The following is a 24,829-nucleotide window of genomic DNA, read 5'->3' as shown; positions in this document are numbered from 1 at the left end:
TGCAAGGCGCACGAAGTGCAACGAAGCAATCCATAATGCAGAATCTCACCTTTAGATTCTGCATTTAAAAATACGAGGCAAAAGAAGACTACCTTAATTTGCTCCCATTTCTGCAAAATTGCAACAATGGGGCAAATTTTTCCTTATTACCTCTTGATTTTCAAATGTAGAATCTTGCCCTTGCGTCATTGCGAGTGAGCGAAATAAACGCGGCAATCTATAATCATGCATAAAGTGGATTCTAAAAAAGCGAGATTTAAGACTATGGATTGCCACGAATTGAGCAATTCTCGCAATAACACAAGGGCGAGATTCTGTCTTACGGAATTGCCATAGCCCTTTACAAGGGCTTTAAAATACCAAACAAGAGATTTGACGCAAGTTACCGCAAACTCTCTATCCGCTCCTTATAATCCCCGCCAAAAACATAACTTCCCGCAACAACAATATCTGCTCCCGCAATCTTAAGAGATTCTATATTGGAATTGCACACGCCGCCATCAACTTCAATGAGGCATTTAGGATTGCGCAATTCTATCTTGTCTTTTAGGGCTTTGATTTTATCTAGCACATTAGGAATAAACTTCTGCCCCCCAAATCCCGGATTCACGCTCATTAACAGCACCATATCCACAAATTCCAACAAATACTCTATGGAATCCAAACCCGTATGAGGATTTAACACGATTGCAGGTTTGATTCCAAAGTTACGAATCTTCTGACACAAAGAGTTTGCGTGTTTTTCTTCTTCAATATGAAAGGAAATAAATTCGGGTTTAAAAGGCGCAAAAAGCTCCACAAAAAAAGAATTGTTGCGCACCATTAAATGAATATCAAGTGGCTTGCTTGCGACTTTTGCCACCGATTGCACGACCACAGGACCAAGCGTGAGATTTGGCACAAAATGCCCGTCCATCACATCAATATGAATCAAATCACAACCCGCTTGACAAATCGCTTTAATTTCGGATTCTAACTTCCCAAAATCCGCAGCTAAAATACTTGGCGCAACTAACATAACCTCTCCATCAAATCTTCTTGCAAAAATTAGCCAAAATTGTAGCAAAAAACTATAAAGTTTGCCCTAAAAACAGCCACATAAATCATAAATTAGGTTATAATACGCAAATTTTTGCTATGCGCAAGGGAGCAAATGATGACAAACGCAAATTTAGCGCGTGATTTAGAACAAATTTTAATCCAAATTCAAAAGGCGAGTTTGCCGATTTATGAGACGCTCAAACAAAGTCTAGGCGAATACACGCAAAACACCAATGCCACCGGCGATACACAGCTAAAGGCTGATGTTGCTGCCGATGAGATTCTACAAACTACTTTCAAAGACCTAAAAATCATCAAACAAATTTGTAGCGAGGAGCAAGAACACGCAATTCCTTTGCATAAAGAGGGTATTTATAGCATTGCTTATGACCCGCTTGATGGTTCTTCTTTGATGGGCGCGAATCTTAGCGTTGGAAGTATTTTTGGAATCTATCAAGGTGATTTTCTCCCTCACAATCTCGTGGCAAGCGCGTATGTTGTGTATGGTATGGTAATTGGAATTGGATTTGCTTCTTTGCTTCAAGAAGGCGTGGATTATTTTGTGCATAATGGCAAAGAGTTTCAGCTACAAAAAACTCTCAAACTCTCTCACAAAGGCAAACTCAATGCAACGGGTGGCACACAAAAAAATTGGAGCAAATTCCATAAATCCAAGATAGAATCCCTCTTTAACGCGGGTTATCGTTTGCGATATAGTGGCGGAATGGTGCCGGATTTGCACCATATTTTAGTCAAAGGCGGTGGGATTTTTTCTTATCCCAGCACGAGCGATGCGCCACAAGGCAAGCTTAGAATGCTGTTTGAAGTTTTTCCTTTTGCATTTATCTTTGAAAGAGCGGGTGGCAATGCCGTGTGCATACAAGAGAATCCAACACAAGGAGAAATTGAAGCTAAAAGGCTTTTAGAGCTTATTCCTAAGCATTTGCACGATACGACGCCTTGCTTTTTTGGTAGTCAGGAGGAAATAAAATTTGTCAGCGAATCTTGAAAATTTAGAAAACAATTCAGCAACTAATCCCCAACAAGGAATCGGGATTCCTCCTGCAATCACTTCTGATATGATAGAATCCGCCCTAAAAGCTATCAAAGAGTGCCAAACGCGACACAATACTACAAGTTGCATTTTTTGTAAAGATATGGTGGATTGCACCCAAAAAGATGAGTTTGGAGAAAAAACACAAGAAAACCTAACCAACAAACAAGAAGCACTGATGCATTGCCAAAACTCTAAGGGATTCTCTAGCTGCCTAAAATGCCCAGAAATCCTAGAATGCAAAGTGCGCAACGACTATGTAAGCGCAGTGTATTTAAGTATGAATAAAGGAAATGGAGGAAGTTTTGAATTCTAAGTTTTATATCACATCGCCAATTTATTATGTGAATGATATTCCACATATTGGACACGCCTATACGACAATTATCGTAGATACTCTCGCACGATTTGCGAGGTTAAAGGGTAAAGAAGTCTATTTCCTCACAGGCACAGACGAACACGGACAAAAGATTGAACAATCCGCACAAAAAAAAGGAAGAAGCCCCAAAGAATATGTTGATGAAATCTCCCAAAAATTTAAAGATATTTGGGATAGCTTTGGAATCTCTTACGATCATTTTATCCGCACGACGGATTCCTATCATCTCACGACCGCTCAAGCCGCGTTTTTAAAAATGTTTGAAAAAGGGGATATTTACAAGGGCAAGTATGAGGGGCATTACTGCGTTTCTTGCGAATCTTTTTTTACAAAATTCCAATTAAAAGACGACAAATATTGCCCCGATTGTGGCAAAGAAACCACAATCCTAGAAGAAGAAAGCTATTTCTTTAGATTAAGTGCTTATGGCGATAAATTGTTGCGATTTTACGAGGAGCATTCGGATTTTATCCTGCCAAAATTCCGCCGCAATGAAGTCATTAACTTTGTTCAATCCGGTTTAGAAGACCTCTCTATCACGCGCACGACTTTTGATTGGGGTATTAAGCTCCCCAAAGCCTTGCTTGACAAAGACCCAAAAAACGAAAAACATGTAATGTATGTATGGCTAGACGCGCTCATCAACTATCTAAGTGCGCTTGGATTCTGCAATGATTTAGAAGATAGAATGGACTTTTGGGCGGCAGATTATCATATCGTAGGCAAGGATATTTTGCGATTCCACGCGATTTATTGGCCCGCGTTTTTGATGAGCTTAGATTTGCCCTTACCACGCCATATTGCAGCGCATGGTTGGTGGACGAAAGATGGCGCAAAAATGAGCAAAAGTATCGGCAATGTCGTGAATCCAAAGGAAGTTGTAGAAGCCTATGGATTGGATTGTTTTAGGTATTTTGTCTTACGCGAAGTGCCTTTTGGACAAGACGGAGATTTTTCACAAAAAGCACTTATTGAGCGCATCAATGCGGATTTGGGGAATGATTTAGGGAATCTGCTCAATCGGCTTTTAGGAATGAGTGCAAAATACTTTGATAACCAGCTAGAAGTAGATTGTGTGCAACTTCAAGCACATTATAATGCGGAATTTACGCAAATTAGTAAGGTTTTAACAGGCTTAGAGGATTCTATGAATGCGGTGCAAATTCATCGTTATTTAGAGGATCTTTGGACACTTTTTGGTCTAGGTAATGGAATCATCGCCAAAAAAGAGCCTTGGAGACTCATCAAAGAGGGCAAAAAAGAAGAAGTTGCAGAATTGCTTGTCTTTATCGCAAACCTATTAATCAAATCCGCACTTTGCCTTTCTCCTTGTATGCCAAAAAGCGCAGAATCTATCCTTAAGGTTTTTGGGCTAGAAGTGGATTCTAAAAACTATCAACGCTTTGTTGTTCAAGGTGAATTGCTAGGGACAATGCACCTAAGCGCGATTGGCGTATTGTTCCCCAAAATAGAATCCGCATTGCTAGAAGATACACCCAAACAAGAAGACAAGCCAAAGCATTTGTTGCAAGATTCTTCTTCTGTTCCCGCTTTGGAGATTGCCAATCCAATCAGCAAAGAAGACTTCGCCAAAATAGAAATCAAAGTCGGCACGGTTATCAGCGCAGAAGAATTACCCAAAAGCGAAAAACTCTTAAAACTACAAGTGGATTTAGGAGAAGCAAGAGCGCGTCAGATTCTTGCAGGAATCAAAGCGCACTATGATACACAAAGCTTAATTGGCAAACAAGTTTGCGTCCTTGCAAACCTCAAACCCGCCAAACTTATGGGACAAATAAGTGAGGGAATGATTCTTGCTACCAAAGACGAAGAGGGGCTAACGCTCATCGTTCCACAAAATTCCAAAAAAAATGGGAGTCCAATCAGCTAAGGAGACCTTATGATAAAAAAGAAAGAAATGCAAATCAGCGTTAATGAGATAGTAGAAATCGCATTTGGAACTTTATTGAATCAGCCAAGTATTTCTTTTTTTAACTCCATTTGCGATGAAGTCAATGAGGTTAAACAAGGGGATTTATTTGTAGCTTTTGGCAAAACCTTAGAAGAAACAGAAAAAGAAATTGAAGAAGCTGTGAAAAAGGGCGCATTTGGGATTCTCTTTAGCGGAAATATCGCAATGAGCGACCCAGAAGTTGCTTGGATTAGCGTGGAAGATTTGGAGCAGTCTTTAGTCCGCATTGCGCGGCATTATCTAATCGTCGGGAACAAAATCTTGTTTTTGCTAAGCCCTGATGAATACCAAATCGCCTCGCAAATCTTGCTACCAAAGAAAAATCTAGGCTGTTATTGTGGCTCACTCGTAAAACTCGTGCGCTATATTCTTGCAAGTGATGTTGCTTATATTTTGCATTGTAATTCTCAAATCAACTTAAGCTCCCTACCTAAAAAACAACAAGAAATCAAACTCCTCCCCCAAGAAAAACTTGAAGATTCCGCATTGCCTTTTGCTATCAACTCTTATTCACTCTTTGGCATTAAGATATTTTATAAAACCTTTGATTATGAGATTCCATTGCCTAAACTCTTTATCCAACCTCTTGCGCGTGTAGTAAAGTTTTGCGAAGAATATTCTTTAGAAGTGCAGATGAATAATTTAGAGAGAATCTCTAGCTTTAGACCCTTGTATCTGGACGAACGAGGGTTTATTTCCAAACCCGGCGCGACAAATAAAGTCCTCCTTGCTTGTATGGATACAGAGCTTTATGAACGCTATTTAGCCTACTTCACAATGTATGCAAAATGGGCGCGTTTAATGCTTTTTGTCCCACAAATCTATCAAGAACTTTACGCGCCTTATGCCGCAGTGCGTTGCTTTGATAGCCCTCAAGAGTTATTTGGGAAGCTCCTTGATGAGAAATACAATTTCGCTCTTATCTTAGGCGTGGAAACAGAAGTGTTTGAACAAGAATTTGTCAATGATGCGCATGAGCAAAGCTTATTTGATTACGCACATTTAGATGACACTCAAGAAACCAATAAGAAAGGAAACCAATGAGAATTGCTGTGCCTGTTTATGATGAAAGCCTAAGAATCTTTAATAACACAGGACATACGCCCTTTTTTGCAATCTTTGAACAAAAAGGTGCGGGAATGTTTAAAAAGATTGACCTGCTCGAATTGCGAGAGAATCCACGCGCCAACAAAGAAGCAAGTGAGGGTTGCTCCCACAAAGATGAAGAAATGAGCGAAGAAGAAAGAATCGCACACGCCAAAGAACACAATATACTCGGCGAAATCATCAGTGATTGCGCTGTGGTGCTTGTCAAAAAAGCATGTGCAAATACCGCAAAAGTCTTCAGTCAAAAGGGTATCAAAGTCTGCAAAATGGACACGAATTGTCAAAATGCCAAAGATTCTTTCGTATTCATCAAAGCCTAAATGCAAAATTCCTTAGGAAATCGGATAATGAAAACCATAATAAATGCGCCTGTATTTGCTTAATGGGCATATTGATTTTGGGGGCTTGTGGCAACAACATAGAATCCGATGCGATGGGGGGACCTTTGAAAGTGATGAGATTTCCATCTCTTCTGAAGTGAGGGGAAAATTGTAGATTTCAAGATTCAAGAAGGCAATAAATTGGTGCGAAATCAAATCGTCGCGTATATTGACGATATGCCTTTGTTACTTCAAAAAGAAAGCTTGGAGGGAAATTGTCGTTTTGGGATTCAACCTTTGGACGATTCTAAGTTATAAGAAGCATTATTAGTGCATTTAGAGCACTCTCACAACCCCATTTTGGCTTTATCACTCTGCAAGAAAACAAAGGGATTCTACATTTAATTTTTTGGGCTTAGAATAAGGAATCTCTACAATTCTTTTTGAAACTCTTTTATTTTGCAAGATTCCAACACAAAAACTTTTAATTCAAAGATTCCTTTGCTTGTTGGATAATCTTCTCATCGCTTCCTAAATTCACCCACACAAACTGCTTTCCGCTCTGAACCTCTCCACTCAACAAATCCCCACTATTGCGATATTCCAAATCCATTTGCGCAATCTCAAAGCCATTTTGGGTTTGGCAAAACCGCTCCAATCTTTCACTTGCCTTCTGCTTGGTAAATAAAAAGCAATATCCTTTCAAGCCATTGCGACTCACTCTCCCGCGCAGTTGGTGCAAAGTCGCCAATCCCAATCGCTCCGCACCTACAATCACAATCGTGCTTAAGCGCGGCAAAGAGATTCCAACTTCAATCACCGTGGTTGCCAACAAAATATTGCCCCCTTCCCTAAACTCTTCCAAAACCTGCTCTTTGTTTTTATCCTTGCCATGTGTGCTAAAAACGCCTTCAAAATTCTTACGCCAAAACTCTTCACCCTCTTTAAGGGCTGTGTAATTGGAGCTTTCGCTCTCTTCTACCAAAGGATAAACAAGGACGATTTGGTGTTGTTGTGCGATTTCTGCCCTGATATGCTCCAATAAATCCTTAAAATCACTTTTATAGATTATTTTTGTCGTGATGTCTTTTTTAAAAGGCAAATCCCTAATGAAACTAAAATCCAAGAAGTTGGATTCTATCATCGCCTGTGTGCGCGGAATCGGAGTAGCGGAAAACTGCAAAATATGTGCGCGTTTAGAATCGCATTCAAACATTTTTTCTAGCGTATGCCTCTGCGCTGTGCCAAAACGATGTTGCTCATCTATCATCACAAGCGCACAATCACTCAAATCCTGATAAAGCAAGGCGTGGGTGCCAATCACAAAATCGCTTTGCTCTAGCACACCGATTTTTTCACTCTGCGTAAAAAGCGCGATTCTAAGGGTCGTTGGCAAAAGCTTCTTCGCTTCGTTAAAAAGCTGTTTTGCTAGGATTGAAGTCGGTGCCATAAGAATACTCCTAAAAGGACGCGCCATCATCACACTAGCCAAAATCACGATGGTTTTCCCACAGCCCACATCACCCACAATCACGCGTCTTGCAGATTGATTACTTGCAAGGGATTCTTGAATCTCACCAATCGCTTTTTCTTGCCCCTTAGTTAGCTTAAAGGGCAGCGAAGCAACCCACGATTGTATTTCACCTTTTAGAGGAGTGAGGCTTGGGAAAGAACGCTTTTTAATGCGTAAAAGCCTCATATATTCGTAAATTTCAACAAACTTAATCGCCTCTAAAAACTTGCCAAAATACCCATGATTTTGTGTAAAGCTTTGCACGAAACCAACACTAGGACGATAAATGCTAACAAGAGATTCTAAAATCCACAAAGGCACTTTGGGATAAAAAGAATGCAAGGATTCCAAAGAAATTTTTGTCGCAAAGTCTCTTAAGCTTTTTTCTTTCGCGCCTTTAAACCCAAATCCCAACACAATTTCATTTGTGTGTTTCAATACTTTGGGCTGCAACAAACTATAAATTCCTCCCGCCTTTTGAATCTTCCCGCTGACAATCAGTGTGGAATCTGATTTAAAAATAGTCTTATGGTAAGATTTTGGGTGGAAAATCACCATTTCAATTTCACATTGAAACTTCGGAGCGAAGCACGAAACACACGCAGTCGTTTTGAGATTCCTAAATCCGCGCACTTCTACTTCTAGCACAACATTTTTGTCCACTTCCAAAGATTCGCTGATAAAGGCATTTGTGTAGGTCTTTGGTAAATGGTGCAAAATCGCTTCAAAGGGCGTTTTACCAAGCTTATCAAAGGAATCTTGAATCACTCTTAACTCTAGTTAATTTTCTGCGTTAATAATCGCGAAACTAAGCTTTTGAATCTCTTGATGTGTTTTAATGTATTGATTAACTTCTTGCAAGGTTAGTTTTGAAATCTCATCTAAAACCTGCTTATTACAATCCAATGGCAAACCATTATAATAGCAGTTAAAAGCCGCACCCAATCTCTGCGAAAGTGTCTCATTACGCAAAGGCTCACTTCCTAGCAAATACTGCTTTGCTTCTTGCAATTCTTTGTTTGTGATTCCATTTTTAACAAACTCATTGACAACTTCTTGCACAAGCCTTTTCGCCTCTTTTTCATTCTCCAAGCTTGTTTGCAAATATCCTTGCGCAAAAGATTGCGTATGTGTCGCACTCAAACGCATCACAGCCGAATAAGCCAACCCGCGCTTGACACGCACTTCTTCTAGCATACGACTTCCAAATCCACCGCCTCCAAGCACAAAAGAAGCGACTTTAATCAAAGCGGATTCCTTTTGCAAATCCCTAACCTCCAAAGGTGCGCCAAAATAAATATAAGCTTGTTGCGTATCTTTAGCCATAACTTTTGTCTGCATAGAATCCTTAGCGACAATCGGCTTTAATGTGACCTTTTTACCTTGTGGCAACGATTCTAACATTTTTTCTAATTCCTTAGCAACACTAGCAAACTCCACATCTCCACCCACAACTAGAATCAAGGAATTTAAATTAATGTGTTGCCCATAGAAGTTTTCTACTTCTTTTAATGTAATCTTGCCAATAGAATCCTGTGTACCGCTTAGGGGAAACTCTAAAGGAGTGCCTTTAAAAAGTATGGATTTAAGCGCACGACTTGCTTGATAGTCATAGTCGCTTTCTTTTTCCAAAATGGATACCAAAGAATTTTCTTTGACTTTTTCTAATGTTTTTTGTGTGAAATTTGGGCTTTTTAGCAATTCTTTAAGAAATGAGATTCCCTCTCTTTGCACCGCACTCATTCCGCTTAGCGTAAAACTCAAAGTCTCCAAACCGCTACCCACACTAAGTGCGAGAGCTTTTTCTTCTAGCTTTTTAGAGAATCTTGTAACGCCCAATTCTTTTGTGCCTTCATTTAACAAAGAGCTTGTAATATCGGACAATCCCAAGCTTTTGCCATTACTCACACCACCCCCGCCTTTAAAGACAAGTTGCAGATAAAACAAAGGTAATTGCGTGTTTTGCTCATAAATCACAGGAATCTCTACGCCCTTTACAGATAAACTCTTCATTTCAATCGCCATTAAATTTCCTTTCATAATCCAAAAGCCAAAAAAAATTATCCAAAACTTTTTCACGCTAAAATTGCTCCAAAATATTATAAGCTGTATCGCGTTTAGCAGGAATCTCTCCAATATCACGAATCAAAGAAATCATTTCGGCTTGATTCATAGAATTTCTAGCCCCTGCGGCAGCGACGACATTTTCTTCCATCATCGTGCTTCCTAAGTCGTTTGCCCCAAAAAGCAAGGCGAGTTGCCCGATATAAGACCCTTGCGTAACCCAACTACTTTGGATATTTTGGAAATTATCTAAAAAGATTCTACTACACGCAAGAAGCCTTAGATAGCGATTAGAAGAGGCTTTATGCAGATTTGGGAATTCCTTTTGCAAAGGAGTAAAAGCAGGTTGAAAACTCCACAAAATAAACGCTCTAAATCCATTGGTTAAATCCTGCAAGTCGCGGATTCTCTCCCAATGTTCTACAATATCCAAATCACTCTCTACACTTCCAAACATCATTGTAGCTGTGCTTTTGATTCCTAGCTTATGCGCTTCTTTATGCACCTCTATCCATTGGTCGCTATCTAGTTTTTTGGGCGCGATAATATCCCGCACCTTATCACTTAGAATCTCCGCTCCCGCACCGGGAATAGAAGCCAATCCACATTTATGCAGACGCTCTAAAACTTCACTAATGGAGATTTTAGAAATCTTAGCGATATAATCAATTTCAATTGCAGAGAATCCATGCAAAGTGATTTGCGGATATTTTTGTGCGATATGCTTTACCAAATCTTCATACCATTCAATCTTTAAGCTCGGATGCACACCGCCTTGAAAAAGAATCTGTGTGCCACCAATCTCTAGTAATTCTTCAATTTTTTTATCAATTTCTTCAAAGCTTAAAATATAAGTTTCATTCTCGTTAATGCGTCTTTTAAACGCGCAAAACTTGCAATCCACCCAGCAAATATTTGTATAATTAATATTTCTATCCACAACAAAAGTCGTAAGATTGTCTGAATGCAACTGCTTCTTTACCGCAAACGCGCGTTCTCCCAATTCTTTAAGCGGGGCGTTTTGCATTAAATCCAAAATCTCTTCGCGACTAACTCGTGGCAATTTAACATCAACAATCGTCCTTGCCTCTTGCGAATTTCTAGCAAATGCCCTTTGCAATGCTTCTTTTTCGTGTGATTCCACGCATTCTTTGGCAATCTTTGTCATTAGAATCTTTGTCCCATAGTAAATTCAAACGATGAAGTATCATCTCCGGGCTTATCATCAAGTGCGCGCGGGAACAAGAAAGTGATTGCGCCAATAGGAGAAATCCATTCGATTCCAAGCCCCACAGAGCTACGCCTAATATCGTTAATGTTTTTATCTCCAATCATACCATAGTCATAAAATGCAAGGAAGCGCATTTGCACGGTTTCAAACATACTATAACTAAGCTCAAAAGTGTTATAAAACATAGATTTTCCACCGATTCTTAGCCCATCTTTATCGCGCGGAGTGATGGAGCGGTTTTGGAATCCCCGCACGCTTGTTACACCCCCTAGATAAAACTTCTCATTAATGGGCAAAAATCCCTCATCTTGGGCATATCCAGCCCTTGCACGATAGCGGAAGATTAAATCCAAATCCGTCCAATCTTCAATGGATTGATAGAAGTTAAACGAACCATAATATTTGATAAACTCCGCGTCTCCTCCCAAACCTGCTACCTCTGTGCTACCTGTTGCTTTGATTCCGCTTTTAGGGAAAAAATACGCGTCTGTGCTATCATAGCTAAGACCGGGAATTGCAGAAGATTTTGTGTATTTTTCACCTCTGTAATATTTATAATAATGATCACGCAAATAAGAGTTTTCAAAGTTTGAAAGCTTGGTTTCTTGATAGGTATAGCCCAAAGTCAAATCTAGCTGATTCCAGATTCTGCGTCCGCCCACGACATTAAAGCCTGTCATTGTTTCAGTATAATCATAATCATCGTATTCTAGCCGATAAACTTCGGTTGCAAGAGAATAATCACTATCTAACACCGCAGGATTGTAGAGATTCACACGATAAGAATCAGAAACTTCACTTTTATCCAAATAAACCCCTGCAGTCAAACCTGTGCCAAAAATATTTCTATCTTTAACAGAAACGCTACCCATTAGTCCATCATAGCTTCCATAGCCGATTCCAAAAGTAAATTCCCCCGTTTTGCCCTCTTTGACATTCACAAGAAGATTCACGCGCTCCTCATCAATCCGCTCTTCCTCAATCTCAACGCTATCAAATCCCCCTGTTCTCATAATCGCATTTTTAGAGAGCGTGATTTTACTCATTTCATATTGATCGCCCGGAGCTAATAAAACATTACGACGAATCACGCGGTCTAGCGTTCTATTGTTGCCCGAAATCAGCACATCATTCACGCGCACCTTTTTGCCCGGCTGCACATAATAAACGATTCTTACTTCGCTATTTTCTTTGTCTTTATCTAAATCCGGCGTTACTCTTGTGAAAGCATAACCCAAATCCCCTACTTTATAACGAATCGCCTCTGTGTCTTTGCGCATCGTATCAATGTTGAATTTTTTGCCCTTTTTCGCTTTAATCACATCGTATAATTCTTCCATCTCAATCACATCTTCTTCTAGCACAATCTCAATCTCTGAAATCCGATAAAGCTCTCCCTCATCAATATAAAAATCAAGTTCTGCCTTGTAAGTTGTAAAATCTGTTTTCAAAAAAGGCGCACCCACTTCCGCGTCCAAATAGCCTTTTTGCATATACAAATCACGGATTCTATGCCCATCAGTTTCAATCTCATTGATGCGCAATTTTCCACTATTAAACCCCCACATCCAGCCAAGAAACTCTCTTTCTTTGTTGGCAGTTGCCGCCTCAATGCGCGAAACTCTTAAGTTTTCTCTGCCATAATAGTTGGCTTTTTGGATAATAATTTCTTCTCCCTTATTAATCTCTAGCGTAACCTTAAGTGCATTATGGGAAATTTCTTCTGTTTTGACTTCGACGATTGTATCATAGTAGCCTTGCGCTTCTAGCAAATCAACGATTTTTTTGCGCACATTCGCGATTTTTGCCTCATCATACACATCACCCTTTTTTAGCCCGATTTCTTTATCCAAGACTTCTTGGTCTTTCCCTGCGCCATAACCGCTAATAATCAAACTAGCAATCACGGGCTTTTCTACGAAGTGAAAGGTAAGAATCCCGTTTTCTTCTGTAACCCAAATATCTTGAAAATAGCCTTGTGCATAAAAATTATGAATGGAAGTATCTACGCGGTTAATATCTAAGGGCGCATTCAAAGGGATTCTAGAAATTTCATTTGCAATCAAGGGAGAAATATAGTTTAAACCCTCATAGCGCACCTCTTTAATCGTCGGGAGATCCGCTGCAAAAATCTTAGGAACAAACGCTAATAAACCTAAAGGAAACAAAAAAGCTTTAGAAAAAGAGTGCATTTTTAAAAAACCTTAAAAATTAATTTTATTACTTAAAAATTTGTGATTATACCCTTTAGTAGATTAAATAACACAACTAAAGCAAAAAAAATATATAATTTTACAAAATTTTACAAATGGAACGACTTATGCAAGCAGGAATTATTGGACTTGGATTAATTGGTGGCTCGTTAGGGTTAGCTCTTAAAGAAATCGGAATGTTTAAGCGCATTATAGGGTTAGACAACAATCCCTTACATCTCCAACAAGCCCTTTCACTTGGGTTAATAGACGAGGGAGCAGAGTTAGAAGAAATCAAGCTTTGCGATGTGATATTTCTCGCAACTCCCGTAGAGGCGATTTTGCAGATTCTCCCTAGCCTCGTTGGTGTCGCACCGCATTGCACGATTATTGATTTAGGAAGCACCAAACATTTAATTTCTATGAGTGTGCCAAAGGAGATTCGCAAAAACTTTGTTTGCGCACACCCGATGAGTGGGACAGAAAATTTCGGACCCAAAGCGGCTTTTAAAGAACTTTTGCCGCATCATATTTTGGTTTTGACAGATTTGGAGAAAAGTGGAGAATTGCAAGTTGCCATGGCAAAAGAAATTTTTGTCGCACTCAAGATGAATATTATCAAAATGGATTCCAAATCTCACGATAATCACGCGGCGTTTATTAGCCATTTGCCCCACATTATCAGCTATGCACTTGCTAACACCGTGTTATCCCAACAGAATCCAAACGATATTCTAGCCCTTGCAGGTGGAGGATTCAAAAGTATGGTAAGAATCGCGAAAAGCTCCTCAAGAATGTGGTGTGATGTTTCTAAACAAAACCGCCAAGAATTATTAAAATCGCTAGAGTTTTTTCAAGAGGAGATTCGTTATGCCCAAAAGCTGATTCAAGAAGAGCACTGGGAAGAGTTAGAAAAATGGATGGCAAAGGCAAATTCTCTGTATGAAATTTTTTAGAATCCGCAAGATTTAAGCTAAAAGCAATCTGCGGAATCCTAAATTTAAAAATCACAAATAAAGATTCTTAAATAAGATTCCGCAAAAATCCATAATAAAAAGCAAGAATCTTTTAAAGTATAGGTTTAAGACTTAGATTTCAAACAAGAATCCTAAAAGCCCTAGCCAACGCTACTGAAACTGCCCTTTAAGATTCTGCGTCCATTCTTGGATTCTTTGTTCGCTTAATTCTTCTTGATTGTCTTCATCAAGAATTAGTCCGACAAACTGCCCCTCAACCACCGCCTTACTCTCTTCATATTCATAGCCATCTGTCGCGGTAAATCCTACGATTCTGCCCTCTTTGTGCGCAACCTCATAGATTGGCAACAAACCATCGCAAAAAGTCTCTCCATAAGTATCTTGGTCGCCCAAACCTACGAACGCTACGACTTTGCCACTAAAATCCTCCGACTTTAATGTATCCAAAAACTCTTCCCAATCTCCTTGCATATCTCCGCTACCATAAGTTGGGGTTGCAAGAATTAGATTCTTATATTCTAAGAGTTTTGATTTTTCTACTTTTGCGACATCAAAAACTTCCACATCTCCTAGAGCATTTGCGATTCTTTTTGCTACATTTTCAGTGTTTCCACCATCACTACCATAAAATAGTCCTATTTTTTGCATTGTTTATCCTTAGTTTTAAAATTTTAAGAATCATTTTTATTTTAGACTAAAAAACTTTAAAATAAAATAATTATGAGAATATTTTTCATTATAAGTTTGATAATGTTTGGCAATTTATGATTCCATTGCAATATCTCTGATATGTAGCATTATAGATTGTTTTGTTGCTTACTTCGTTCGCTCCGCGCAATGACAGAATATAGTAGAATCGCAGGTTGGTAAGTCGTCCTTATAATCCTTGCAATAGCACAATAGAAAATTTTCTTTAAATCAAAATTGAAGTTTTTAAACTTTGTGCAAACTATCTCTTAAATTCTATGATAAAATCACGCGTTTGATTAAAGCAGGAAGCATTCCTAAAGCTTTTTTGAAATATAATTTAAGAAAATCATCTTTAAAATCAGGATTCTTTATGCGACTCAATGGTTCAGAAATGGTAATCCACGCCCTTAAAAACGAGGGTGTAAAAATCGTCTTTGGCTATCCCGGTGGGGCGGCTTTGAATATTTATGATGAAATTTATAAGCAGAAGTTTTTTAAACATATCCTTACACGCCACGAACAAGCGGCAATCCACGCTGCCGATGGCTATGCGAGGGCAAGTGGGGAAGTAGGCGTTGCGATTGTTACAAGCGGTCCGGGCTTCACCAACACAATCACAGGCATTGCGACTGCCTATGCGGATTCTGTGCCTTTGGTGATTATTAGTGCGCAAGTCCCGACAAGCCTCATCGGCACAGACGCATTTCAAGAGATTGACGCGGTCGGAATCTCGCGCCCATGCACAAAACACAACTATCTAGTTAAACATATTGAAGAACTGCCTAGAATCTTAAAAGAAGCGTTTTATATCGCAAGTAGTGGGCGTCCTGGTCCTGTGCATATTGATATTCCAAAGGACATTACCGCGACGATTGGGGAGTTTGATTATCCTAGCACGATTAAACTCCAAACCTACAAACCAACCTACAAAGGCAATTTGCGCCAAATCAAAAAAGCAGCCCTTGCCATCAAAGAAGCCAAAAAGCCTTTATTGTATTTAGGCGGAGGCTGTATCGCTTCAAAATCCGCTAATTTAGTGCGCGAACTTTGTGAGATGACGCATATTCCAGCAGTAAATACCTTTATGGCTTGCGGGCTTTTAAGCACGAATAACCCGGATTCTTTGGGTATGGTAGGAATGCACGGAAGCTATGTTGCAAATATGGCGATGAGTGAAGCGGATTTGATTATCGCGCTTGGAGTGCGCTTTGATGATAGAGTAACGGGCAAATTAAGCGAGTTTGGCAAATATGCACAAATTATCCATGTAGATATTGATCCTAGCAGTATTAGTAAAATCGTAGAAGCAAACTTCCCAATCGTTGGTGATGTGAGCAGTGTATTAGAAGATCTTTTGCCGCTTTTGCGCGAAGGCTATAACACACAAAACATTCTTCCATGGCGGGAGCGTCTTAACCAATACAACAAACTGCACCCGCTAAGCTATCAGGATTCTACTACACCTCTTAAGCCCCAATGGGTGATTGAACAACTCGGCAATCTACTTGGAGAAAACGCCATCATCAGCACCGATGTAGGACAGCACCAAATGTGGGCGGCGCAGTTTTATCCCTTTAGCTTCCCGCGTCAATTCGTCAGCAGTGGCGGTTTAGGCACGATGGGATTCGGATTACCCGCCGCTATGGGCGTAAAATGCGCATTTCCTGATAAAATTTCTATCAATGTCAGCGGAGACGGCTCAATATTGATGAATATTCAAGAACTAATGACTTGTGCGGTTTATGGAATCCCTGTAATTAATGTTATTTTGAATAACAACTACTTAGGTATGGTGCGCCAATGGCAAACTTTCTTCTATGACAAGCATTATTCTGAAACCGATTTAGAAAAACAGCCGGATTTCGTGAAGCTTGTAGAATCCTTTGGTGGAGTGGGTTATGTTTGCCATACTAAAGAAGAATTTACCAACGCCTTAAATGCTGCAATCAATTCCCAAAAACCTGCACTCCTAGATGTGCGCATAGATCGAATGGAAAATGTTTTGCCTATGGTTCCAACCGGTGGGGCATTATTTAATATGATGTTAGAGTATAAGGAGTAAAATATGGAAATTAGACGCACGATTGCAGTTACCGTCTTGAACGAACACGGCGTTCTCTCGCGCATTAGCGGATTGTTTTCAGGGAGGGGGTATAATATAGAATCCCTCACGGTTGCGCCAATTTTGGATTCCAATCTCTCACGCATTACGATTGCCACCAAAGGCGACAACAAAGTGTTAGAGCAAATCATCAAACAGCTCCACAAACTAATCCCCGTGCTTAAAGTGCTAGAAAATGAACAAATGATTGAACAAGAATCTTTGTTGGTAAAATTCACATTAGAGAGCAACTTAAGTGAGATTCACACGATTTTTAATGCCTTTCATGGGAGAATCTTAGAAGTCAATGATAAATGTGCGATTTTTGTGGCGTGTGATACACATACGCGCATTGATATGCTTTTAAACGCGCTTAAAATCCACAAGCCAAAAGACATTACGCGCAGTGGAATCTTGGCGATTGAAACAAACAATTAGGGCAAAAAATGAAGCTTAAAAATATTGTTGAAATTCTACACAAACACAACGCGCTAGAATCCGTTTTGTGGCATAATGGCAGTAATTGGGAAGAATCTCATAATGCGTTAGATTCGGTTGCCATTTTAAATTTAGAATCCCCAAAAGACGCGACAAGCGATTCTCTCACTTTTTTAGAAAAGGAACAATATTGCGAACAAATCACACATAGCGAAGCAAAAGCGATTTTGGTTAGAAGGGCGCATTTAAACGCGATTCCACATTCTGCATTTGCGATTTTGTGTGAGAATCCTTACCTTGCAATGGCATATTTGACAGAATATTTTGCCAAACCGCTTTTTAGCGCAAAATCTTCCCCAAAAATCAGCCCATCAGCGCAAATTGCGCCTAGTGCAAATATCGGTAATGGAAGCGAGATTGGAGAAAGTTGTGTGATTATGTCAGGTGTAAATATCGGTGAAAATGTCAAAATTGGCGCGAATTGCGTGCTGTTTCCGGGTGTGTGTGTTTATAATGATTCTGAAATTGGAGATAATGTCAGAATCCACGCAAATAGCGTGATTGGAAGCGATGGGTTTGGCTATGCACACACTGCTGATGGAAAGCATATCAAAATCTATCATAATGGCAAAGTTATCCTAGAAAATGATGTAGAAATAGGCGCAAATACGACGATTGACCGCGCAGTTTTTGGGCAAACAAGAATCCAACAAGGCACAAAAATAGATAATCTCGTGCAAATTGGGCATAATTGTAACATCGGAGAATATTCTATCATTGTATCACAAGCGGGAATCTCTGGTTCCACCACCACAGGGCGTAATGTTGTTTTGGGCGGACAAAGCGGTAGTGCGGGGCATTTGCATATTGGCGACTTCACGCAAGTAGGAGCAAAAGCGGCAATCAGCAAAAGCCTACCTGCGTTTGGGAAATTTTCAGGACACCCTATTTTACCGATTCAAGATTGGCTAAAGCTCCAAGCTTTGCTTAAAAAAATGCTGAAGAAAAAATAACAGGAGTATTATTTAATTTAATGATATTTTCAGTTACATTTTTATATTATGATTGCTTGAGTTGCAATACCATTTAGATTAGGAGGAAAATCTTATGAAAGAAACGGCGATTTATAAAACAATGCCACTCAAAGATTGCGAGGGCGGAAAATTAGAGTTTGCAATCATTGAAGAGCCTTATGGAGAGGGAAGTAAAGCGGTTGTTAGCATTTGTGCTGCATTAGGAGAAGGCAAAGAAAGCTGGAAAGTCCATATTCCTTTAAGCCAAATCAAAGAAGTGCGTCAAGCATTAAAAGAAAGCAAAAAAGCTTATAAGAAATGCAAAGACTCCAAGAAATGCAAGGATTCTAAAAAAGACAAAACAAAAGTCAAAGTCAAAGAAGCCAAAAAAGTAAAGGCAGACAAACAAAACACTACAAAAGAAGTCAAGACACCTAAGAAGTAAGCACAATGAAACAAAAAATCAAAAAGGTAGCTTATACGATTCCACTACGCGGGGATTTGGTCAAAAATGGCAATATCATCGTTTCTTCTTTTGATATTCCCAACAAAAAAGACAAAAAATACCAAGTCGTTTCTATCGCAGTTAAACTAGAAGATAACGACAGCAAAGATTCCACATCTGCGGAATGGAAAGTCTTTGTCCCTAGAAAACAAATCAAAGAGCTTCGCAAAGCACTGAAGAAAGTTTCAAAATAATTCCAAAGCAAGAATCTCACCTTTTGGGGTTCTGCTTTGTTTCTCTAAGAATATGTTGCGCTTCTATATAATGCCTTTGTGATAGTTCCAATTCCGACAATAAACCCGCAATTTATGCGTATGTATGAGTTTGTGCGCATAATTTATCGCGCTATTGCACATTGACTACCATTCCCTTATCCTTACATCACTCTTGTTTTCCTTGAGACAAAATTAGTCGCTATTGCAAGAAGTCGTAAAGGCTCTACCCGCTGTCATTGCGAGATTCTGCGGTAATAGAATCGTGAGTTAGCAAGTCGTCCTTAATATCATAAAGAAAATACACTACCTTGTCATTGCGAGAAGTTGCTCAATGCAACTTCGTGGCAATCTATGCTTTAAGCAACCAAAGAATAATGCAATGGAATCCCTAAATAAAGCCTACTAAAAACCTTTAAAGATTCCGTAGTAAAACCTACTCTATATAAGATTGTGGATTGTCGCGAACGCTACGCTCATTTCTCACAATAACAATAAGAATATCCATTAGTCGTTACGAGAGATTCGCTAGAATCTCGTGGCGTGCAATTTGTGAAATAAATTTCACCCGCACTATGCAAATCAATAATGTCAGCCACTGCGTCATTACAAAAAACCATTGAAGATTTACACGCCGTCATTGCGAAGCCCTTGTAAAGGGCTGTGGCAATCCATAACTTCAAACCTAAAGAGGATTCCATAATGGAATTTTAAAAAAGCAATCAATGGAATTTATTAGTATTTATTTTTGGTTTAAATTTCAAAATTTATAAATTAATTGACTTTTAAGGGGGGGGGGGGGGTATTATTTTAGCTTTAATTATTTTAAGATTAGGAGTAGGTATTGAGGAAAGTTAAAGCAATGCACCTAAGTGCTTATTTGGCGATTTGTAGTAGTTTTTTAATCTTGAGCGGTTGTGCAAACCATGCGCAAGTTAATCAAACATATGAAAAGGCGTTGATAGAAAAACATTGTGGCGAAAAATTCTTTGAGGACAATCTAAACAAAATCAAAAACAATAACGATGTAATTTACACTGGACTAAACACGGGATTATTAGCTAAAAATTGTGGCAAATTTGAAACAAGCAATACGCTATTTGACGCGGCAGAGGAATCCTATAAATACGATGTAGATTTGGAAAATGTCGGTAAAAAGGGAGCAAAACTCGTAGCGACAACCTTAATCAACGATACAATTGTAGATTATGAAGGCTCTTTGTATGAGCGCATTATGGTAAATAGTTATAAAGCACTAAACTTTATGAATTTAGGTAATTTTAAAGATGCAAGAGTGGAGTTTAACCGCGCACTTTTGAGACAAGAGAAAGCTAAGGATTATTTCGCTAAACAAATTGAACGCGATAAAAAAGAACTAGAAGAACAAAGCAAAGAGGCGAAAAAAGACGAAAACTTTGACAAAAACTTCAAAGAGGGCAAGAAAGTTATAGAAGCGGAATATTCGCATTTGTTTGCAGAATTTGATACCGCTAAGAGATTTACGAATCCTTATGCAACTTATCTTGCTTCTGTATTTTTCTTTATGGACCAAGACTACAAACGCGCACGAGACTTATTCCGCGAAGTTGCTATCATCAACCCTAAAGACAAAGAGATTCAAAAAGAATCCAAAATCTTCAATAATTTCGCCAAAAGCACAAAGGCGAAAGGCAAATATATTTTTGTCGTCTATGAAAATGGTTTTGGCGCAGTCAAAGAGGAGTTTTCGCTAACTCTTCCTGTCTGGCTTGTTGAGGGAAGCAATGTTGTTGCGACAAGTATCGCACTACAAACCCTTAAAAGACGCGATGCCTCTTATCCTTACCTTGAAGCAAACGGCACTAAAACTGCACAAGTCGTGGATTTGGATAATATTATTGCCACAGAGTTTAAAATCAATATGCCAAGTATGATTACAAAAGCACTCGTGCAAACTGCATTAAAAACAACCCTAAATGCCGCAGTAGCCAATAACGACAAAACCGGTGGATTCTTAAGTCTTGGCACTTCTACACTCACCGCATTAACCACACAAGCCGATGTGCGCTCTTGGCGTGGATTACCCAAAAGCGTCTCTGTCGCGATGATAGAAAACAAAGGCGCAATCTCTATTAAGAATCCAGAGGGCGCAGAAATCCACAAAGCAGACTTAGATAAAAACAAAAATGTCCTTGTATTTGTCCGCTCATTCTCGCCCTTGTTGCCTACTCATATAGAAATCATAGAAAACTAAAGGGATAGTATGAGATTCTTATTTGTTTTAGGCGTCATTGCGCTTTTGTTTAGCGGTTGCGCTAGGCAAACCACGCATATCGCAGAAAAAAGCAGAGACGATATAGGTTTCACGCTGATTGGATTATCCAAAGAGTTAGTCCAAAGCTACAACAAACGCGTTAATGACAATGGCTTACTAGAGATTGAAGTTATTTTAAATAGCACAAGCAATAGAGATGTGATTTACAAGATTGATTGGCTAGATTCCGATGGATTCGTCTTGCAAGACCCTATCAACAAAGAATACAAAACACTTAGGCTCATCAAGAATCGCGAAATCACGCTCAAAAAAATAGCAATAGACAAAAGGGCAAAAGACTTTGCCATAGAAATTCAACCAAATTAAAGGAGAAAAAATGAAAATAAAAAGTTTTGCGAGTATCGCATTGGCAGGATTGTTACTAGCAGGGTGCGCGCCAAGCGTTTATACAGACGGACAAGCAGGACAAGTCAAAAAGGGCGACGCACTCACTATGGGGCTTGATAGAGAAGATTTTGAAAACACAGCAGAAAAAATGATTCAAAGTTTGCTTAGCGACCCAGCGTTTGTAAATATTAAGCCCGGCACACGAAAAGTCATTGCAATCGGAAATGTCGTAAATGATACTGCATTGCGCCTTGATACCGAAAAGCTAACTGCCAAAATCACAAGTGCGCTAAGAAAATCCGGTAAATTCGTGCTAACTAGCGCGGTAGCTGCGGGTGGTGCGTTGGATTCTATGAGTGAAGATGTGAGGGAACTTAGAGATAATGATGAGTTTAACCAAAAAACAATCGCTAAAAAAGGCACTTTGGTTTCACCTGACTTTTCACTCGCAGGGAAGATTCGTCAAGACAATGTCAAACTTAAAAATGGCAAAACACAAGTGGAATACTTCTTCTTGCTTCGTCTCACAGACCTTACTTCAGGGCTAGTATATTGGGAAGAGGAAGAAACGATTGACAAAACCGGCTCTAGCAAATCCGTTAGTTGGTAAGCTTAGAGTTGTTTGGGATTCTATGGTTTGGAATCTCTAGCGTGATTTGAGATTCCGCGCCTAGAATCCTTAAATAGGGATTCGTTAAGATTCCATTTAGGCGCAGACTTTGCGCCTTTTTTGTTTTAAAGGAAAAAAATGAAAAAACTAACCGCTATCATTGGCTCTATCGTGCTTAGCACAATGCTATTTGCACAAAACACAAAACAAGAACTAGAAGACCTAAGCAAACCCATAATAGACCAAAATGTAGATAAACCCAAAAAGGCAGATATATACGAACTAATATCCAAAGCACAAAAAGAACTGCGCAAAAGACAACCTAATGCCAAAGTCTATCAAGCAGTCGTTAGCGTAGATGTCGGACCTGATGATGTCCAATACTACGAATATTTAGCTTCTGCCTACAATCAAGCAGTGCTAGATATTAAAGCTCAAATGGTGTTGCGAAAAACCGGTGAAATACAAGTAGAGGAATCCTACAAACTCTACCAAAAGCAAATTCCCGATGATTTGCTAAAAGCCGAACTTAGAAAAGAAGTTGATGAGAAAATCAAAGAAGCAGAATCCCAAGAGAATGATTTGTTTGCGCTTGTAGGCAAGATTATAGATAAAGCTGTCAGCAATGGCAAAAATGAGGAGGAGAAGAAGAAAATAGAAGCCGAAGTGGAGCAAACACTCTTTAATAAGGCGATGATGGAAAAAGCTATCAAAAGTGGCTTTGATGAGATTAGCGGACTTGTGCCTTATGAGAATTTCATCGTTACCAAAAACGATGGAGAGGTGGAGTTGGGCGTATTAGCGTATGTTACCGAGCGTTCAGTGGCATTAGCTAGAGATTTAAGACAAGGACACCAATCCAAAAAAACAACCAACACCGCACAATGCAAAAGTGCAGAATCCATAGTTGATACCCTAGATGATAACGCGCTAAACTCCAAACTAGGTTTGCAATATTATTACAATGAAAATTGCCGCCCTGCACTCCTTGCTTATGGCTTAGATAGCTTTATGAAAGAAGAAGGTATGAATGCCGATAATCGCCGCATTAGCATAGAACACGCTAGAAGTATGGCGGATAAAATCATTTCTAACTTCCTCTCTTCTAATGTCAATGTAGAATCCATAACTTCTAAACTATCAGAAAAAGTGCGCACCGCGTCTATTAATGCCGTAAAAGACGCCAAAAAGACCACATATAAAAACAACAAAACTAATCGCACAAGTATGATTAAAGAAATCTCACAAGAATTTACAAGCTCTTCTTCTATGAGTTTAAGAGGGCTAGAAGATGCACGAATTTGGAGTATTGACAAGGGCGATTATATGCTTGTCGGCACGATTCGGTATTATTCTATGGATAGCATTGAAGCGGCAAATAGGGAGTTTGACCCAAACTATGGTAAAGATTATAGCGCAAAAGAAACGCAAAAATCCTATGGCAACAGCGTAAAACGCTCTAGCAATATAGAAGTTGATGATTTTTAAGGGGTCAGAATGAAAAAAATAATTTTAGGGATATTATTAGCATTATTTGCCACCAACTTAACGCTTTATGCCAAAGTTGAAACCACGACAACCACCAGAAAAGCACAAGGGCAAGGTTATGGGGCGACCTATGAAGAAGCTCTCAACAAAGCTCTAGCAGACGCTATTTCGCGTATGTATGGCGGGACCTTGCAACAAAACACTGCATTTTTAACTAATAGCGTCAAAAGCGGCAAAGAACAAAGCCTAGAAAAAAGCTATATAGATGCTATCCAAAAGGCTACAAAAGGCTCTTTTAGCTCCTATGATGTTATCTCGTCAAATAAAACTTCTGATGGATATGAAGTGAAAGTGGTTATCAATAAAACCACCACAACCAAAAAATACAAAGCTCCGGGGCTGAGTGCAGATTCTAGGCGCAGTATTATTGTTTTTGATGCCACAGCGGATTCCAATGTGCGAAAAATCAGCCCGATTCTACAACAAAGCGTTATTAAAGATTTGCTCCATTCGCGCAAATTCAATGTCTTAGATAGAGACACAAAGGGATATTATGAAGCAGAAAAGGCAATCATTCAAAGTGGCGATGTGGCAAGTGATGAAGTCTATAAGCTTAAAAATGTTTTAGCCACAGATTATATTTTGTTAGTCTCTATGCGCGGGATTGATGCGGATTCCAAAAAAAGCAACCTCACAGGCAAAGAGACAATCAAAGCCGAAGTGGTTGTGGATTATCGCGTAATGCTTTTTGCAACAAGGCAAATCAAATTTCAAAACACTTTAAGTATGAAAGTGAATTTCAAAGACGGCGGCTTAAGCGCGACAAATGCAGGATTTGAGCAAATTTCAGCGCGGATTAGTAGCGATATTTTAAACGCAATCTACCCACTAAAAATTTCAGATATTCAAAATGATGAAGTGATTTTCACACAAACCATTGCACAAGGCGATACTTTTGAATGTTTCGCGCTAGGAGATGTGATTAGAGACCCTTACACCAAAGAACCAACAGGCAGAGTAGAAACCAAAAGCGGAAGCATTGAAATCGTGCGTTCTACTCCGAAGCTTTCTTATGCAAGAATTACAGAGGGCAGTGTGAAAAAAGGAGATATTTGTCGTCCGCTAGGAGGCGGAAGCGGTAATGGCTATACAATCGGCAAAGACGCCAACTATCAGCTTGAAGAAGGTGGTGGCATAAATCTAGGGTGGTAGCACCTCTTTGCTGCCATTATCAGAAATGCGTGGCGATAAACAAAATCCACCAACCTGTTAAGAAATTCA

General features: G+C 39.4%; 23 protein-coding genes. 16 read left to right on the top strand and 7 right to left on the bottom strand.

The genetic code is table 11. The annotated features are described in order from the left end of the window. Nucleotides 1–382: 382 nt before the first annotated feature. Entirely contained in the window at nt 383–1,018 is a 636-nt protein-coding gene (gene rpe, locus LS69_RS00670; RefSeq protein WP_138121464.1) for a ribulose-phosphate 3-epimerase, read from the bottom strand. Nucleotides 1,019–1,156: 138 nt separating this feature from the next. On the opposite strand from rpe, the gene LS69_RS00665 reads away from it, so the two are divergent. From LS69_RS00665 to LS69_RS00645, 5 genes are read left to right on the top strand one after another with little or no spacing between them, the layout of a single operon-like run. After that, nucleotides 1,157–2,050, top strand: a complete 894-nt coding sequence (locus LS69_RS00665) for a class 1 fructose-bisphosphatase (protein ID WP_138121463.1) — start codon at nt 1,157–1,159, stop codon at nt 2,048–2,050. Continuing rightward, complete coding sequence (locus LS69_RS00660; protein WP_238699041.1) at nt 2,034–2,411, top strand: hypothetical protein; 378 nt, start codon at nt 2,034–2,036, stop codon at nt 2,409–2,411. The genes LS69_RS00665 and LS69_RS00660 overlap by 17 nt, the downstream gene beginning before the upstream one ends. Beyond that, entirely contained in the window at nt 2,401–4,365 is a 1,965-nt protein-coding gene (gene metG / locus LS69_RS00655; RefSeq protein ID WP_138121581.1) for a methionine--tRNA ligase, read from the top strand. Before LS69_RS00660 ends, metG begins: the two co-directional genes overlap by 11 nt. A gap of 9 nt (nt 4,366–4,374) precedes the next feature. Then, the gene (locus LS69_RS00650) at nt 4,375–5,490 is read left to right on the top strand and encodes a hypothetical protein (RefSeq protein ID WP_238699040.1); all 1,116 of its coding nucleotides are present in this window, start codon (nt 4,375–4,377) and stop codon (nt 5,488–5,490) included. Continuing rightward, on the top strand, nt 5,487–5,873 hold the full coding sequence (locus tag LS69_RS00645; RefSeq protein WP_138121462.1) for a hypothetical protein: 387 nt from the start codon (nt 5,487–5,489) through the stop codon (nt 5,871–5,873). The genes LS69_RS00650 and LS69_RS00645 overlap by 4 nt, the downstream gene beginning before the upstream one ends. A gap of 484 nt (nt 5,874–6,357) precedes the next feature. Here LS69_RS00645 and recG read toward each other — a convergent pair whose 3' ends face one another. The 4 genes from recG to bamA are packed head-to-tail and all read right to left on the bottom strand — an operon-like array spanning nt 6,358 to nt 12,873. After that, on the bottom strand, nt 6,358–8,154 hold the full coding sequence (gene recG, locus LS69_RS00640) for an ATP-dependent DNA helicase RecG (RefSeq protein ID WP_138121461.1): 1,797 nt from the start codon (nt 8,152–8,154) through the stop codon (nt 6,358–6,360). Between the two features lie 12 nt (nt 8,155–8,166). Continuing rightward, complete coding sequence (locus LS69_RS00635) at nt 8,167–9,411, bottom strand: pitrilysin family protein (RefSeq protein ID WP_194145354.1); 1,245 nt, start codon at nt 9,409–9,411, stop codon at nt 8,167–8,169. A gap of 55 nt (nt 9,412–9,466) precedes the next feature. Next, a complete protein-coding gene (locus LS69_RS00630; RefSeq protein WP_138121459.1) occupies nt 9,467–10,618 on the bottom strand; it encodes a dehypoxanthine futalosine cyclase in 1,152 nt (383 codons plus the stop codon). Next, nucleotides 10,618–12,873 carry an outer membrane protein assembly factor BamA gene (gene bamA / locus LS69_RS00625; protein WP_138121458.1) on the bottom strand — a complete coding sequence of 752 codons (2,256 nt, stop codon included), beginning with the start codon at nt 12,871–12,873 and terminating at the stop codon, nt 10,618–10,620. Before bamA ends, LS69_RS00630 begins: the two co-directional genes overlap by 1 nt. A gap of 128 nt (nt 12,874–13,001) precedes the next feature. Here bamA and LS69_RS00620 point away from each other — a divergent pair, with 128 nt between their 5' ends. Beyond that, nucleotides 13,002–13,829, top strand: coding sequence for a prephenate dehydrogenase (locus LS69_RS00620; protein WP_138121457.1), 828 nt, complete (start codon nt 13,002–13,004; stop codon nt 13,827–13,829). A 171-nt stretch (nt 13,830–14,000) separates the two neighbouring features. Here LS69_RS00620 and LS69_RS00615 read toward each other — a convergent pair whose 3' ends face one another. Next, nucleotides 14,001–14,498, bottom strand: a complete 498-nt coding sequence (locus tag LS69_RS00615; RefSeq protein WP_138121456.1) for a flavodoxin — start codon at nt 14,496–14,498, stop codon at nt 14,001–14,003. 412 nt (nt 14,499–14,910) lie between these two features. Between LS69_RS00615 and LS69_RS00610 the strand changes: the two genes are divergently transcribed. The 5 genes from LS69_RS00610 (at nt 14,911) to LS69_RS00590 (ending at nt 18,791) form a co-directional block, all read left to right on the top strand. Beyond that, nucleotides 14,911–16,602 (top strand): acetolactate synthase large subunit, encoded by a 1,692-nt coding sequence (locus LS69_RS00610; protein WP_138121579.1) that lies wholly within the window; start codon nt 14,911–14,913, stop codon nt 16,600–16,602. Between the two features lie 3 nt (nt 16,603–16,605). After that, nucleotides 16,606–17,079: an acetolactate synthase small subunit gene (gene ilvN / locus LS69_RS00605; RefSeq protein WP_138121455.1), complete on the top strand. Its 474-nt coding sequence runs from the start codon at nt 16,606–16,608 to the stop codon at nt 17,077–17,079. 8 nt (nt 17,080–17,087) lie between these two features. Next, entirely contained in the window at nt 17,088–18,092 is a 1,005-nt protein-coding gene (gene lpxD, locus LS69_RS00600) for a UDP-3-O-(3-hydroxymyristoyl)glucosamine N-acyltransferase (protein WP_138121454.1), read from the top strand. Between the two features lie 94 nt (nt 18,093–18,186). Continuing rightward, complete coding sequence (locus tag LS69_RS00595) at nt 18,187–18,537, top strand: hypothetical protein (protein ID WP_138121453.1); 351 nt, start codon at nt 18,187–18,189, stop codon at nt 18,535–18,537. Nucleotides 18,538–18,542: 5 nt separating this feature from the next. Further along, on the top strand, nt 18,543–18,791 hold the full coding sequence (locus tag LS69_RS00590) for a hypothetical protein (protein ID WP_138121452.1): 249 nt from the start codon (nt 18,543–18,545) through the stop codon (nt 18,789–18,791). Nucleotides 18,792–19,285: 494 nt separating this feature from the next. On the opposite strand, the gene LS69_RS00585 is transcribed toward LS69_RS00590, so the two are convergent. Further along, the gene (locus LS69_RS00585; protein WP_238699039.1) at nt 19,286–19,450 is read right to left on the bottom strand and encodes a hypothetical protein; all 165 of its coding nucleotides are present in this window, start codon (nt 19,448–19,450) and stop codon (nt 19,286–19,288) included. Between the two features lie 221 nt (nt 19,451–19,671). Between LS69_RS00585 and LS69_RS00580 the strand changes: the two genes are divergently transcribed. The 5 genes from LS69_RS00580 (at nt 19,672) to LS69_RS00560 (ending at nt 24,760) form a co-directional block, all read left to right on the top strand. Continuing rightward, nucleotides 19,672–21,042 carry a hypothetical protein gene (locus LS69_RS00580; protein ID WP_138121578.1) on the top strand — a complete coding sequence of 457 codons (1,371 nt, stop codon included), beginning with the start codon at nt 19,672–19,674 and terminating at the stop codon, nt 21,040–21,042. Nucleotides 21,043–21,051: 9 nt separating this feature from the next. Then, entirely contained in the window at nt 21,052–21,429 is a 378-nt protein-coding gene (locus tag LS69_RS00575; protein WP_138121450.1) for a YcfL family protein, read from the top strand. Between the two features lie 10 nt (nt 21,430–21,439). Beyond that, on the top strand, nt 21,440–22,060 hold the full coding sequence (lpoB, locus tag LS69_RS00570) for a penicillin-binding protein activator LpoB (RefSeq protein ID WP_138121449.1): 621 nt from the start codon (nt 21,440–21,442) through the stop codon (nt 22,058–22,060). A 138-nt stretch (nt 22,061–22,198) separates the two neighbouring features. Next, entirely contained in the window at nt 22,199–23,548 is a 1,350-nt protein-coding gene (locus LS69_RS00565) for a DUF6844 domain-containing protein (protein ID WP_138121448.1), read from the top strand. 9 nt (nt 23,549–23,557) lie between these two features. Then, nucleotides 23,558–24,760: a hypothetical protein gene (locus tag LS69_RS00560; RefSeq protein ID WP_138121447.1), complete on the top strand. Its 1,203-nt coding sequence runs from the start codon at nt 23,558–23,560 to the stop codon at nt 24,758–24,760. Nucleotides 24,761–24,829: the final 69 nt, after the last annotated feature.

The sequence above is a fragment of the Helicobacter sp. MIT 05-5294 genome, assembly GCF_000765675.1.
Lineage (GTDB): Bacteria > Campylobacterota > Campylobacteria > Campylobacterales > Helicobacteraceae > Helicobacter_D.
The sequence above is the reverse complement of the archived record's forward strand: the minus strand, read 5'-3'. Positions and strand labels throughout refer to the sequence as shown.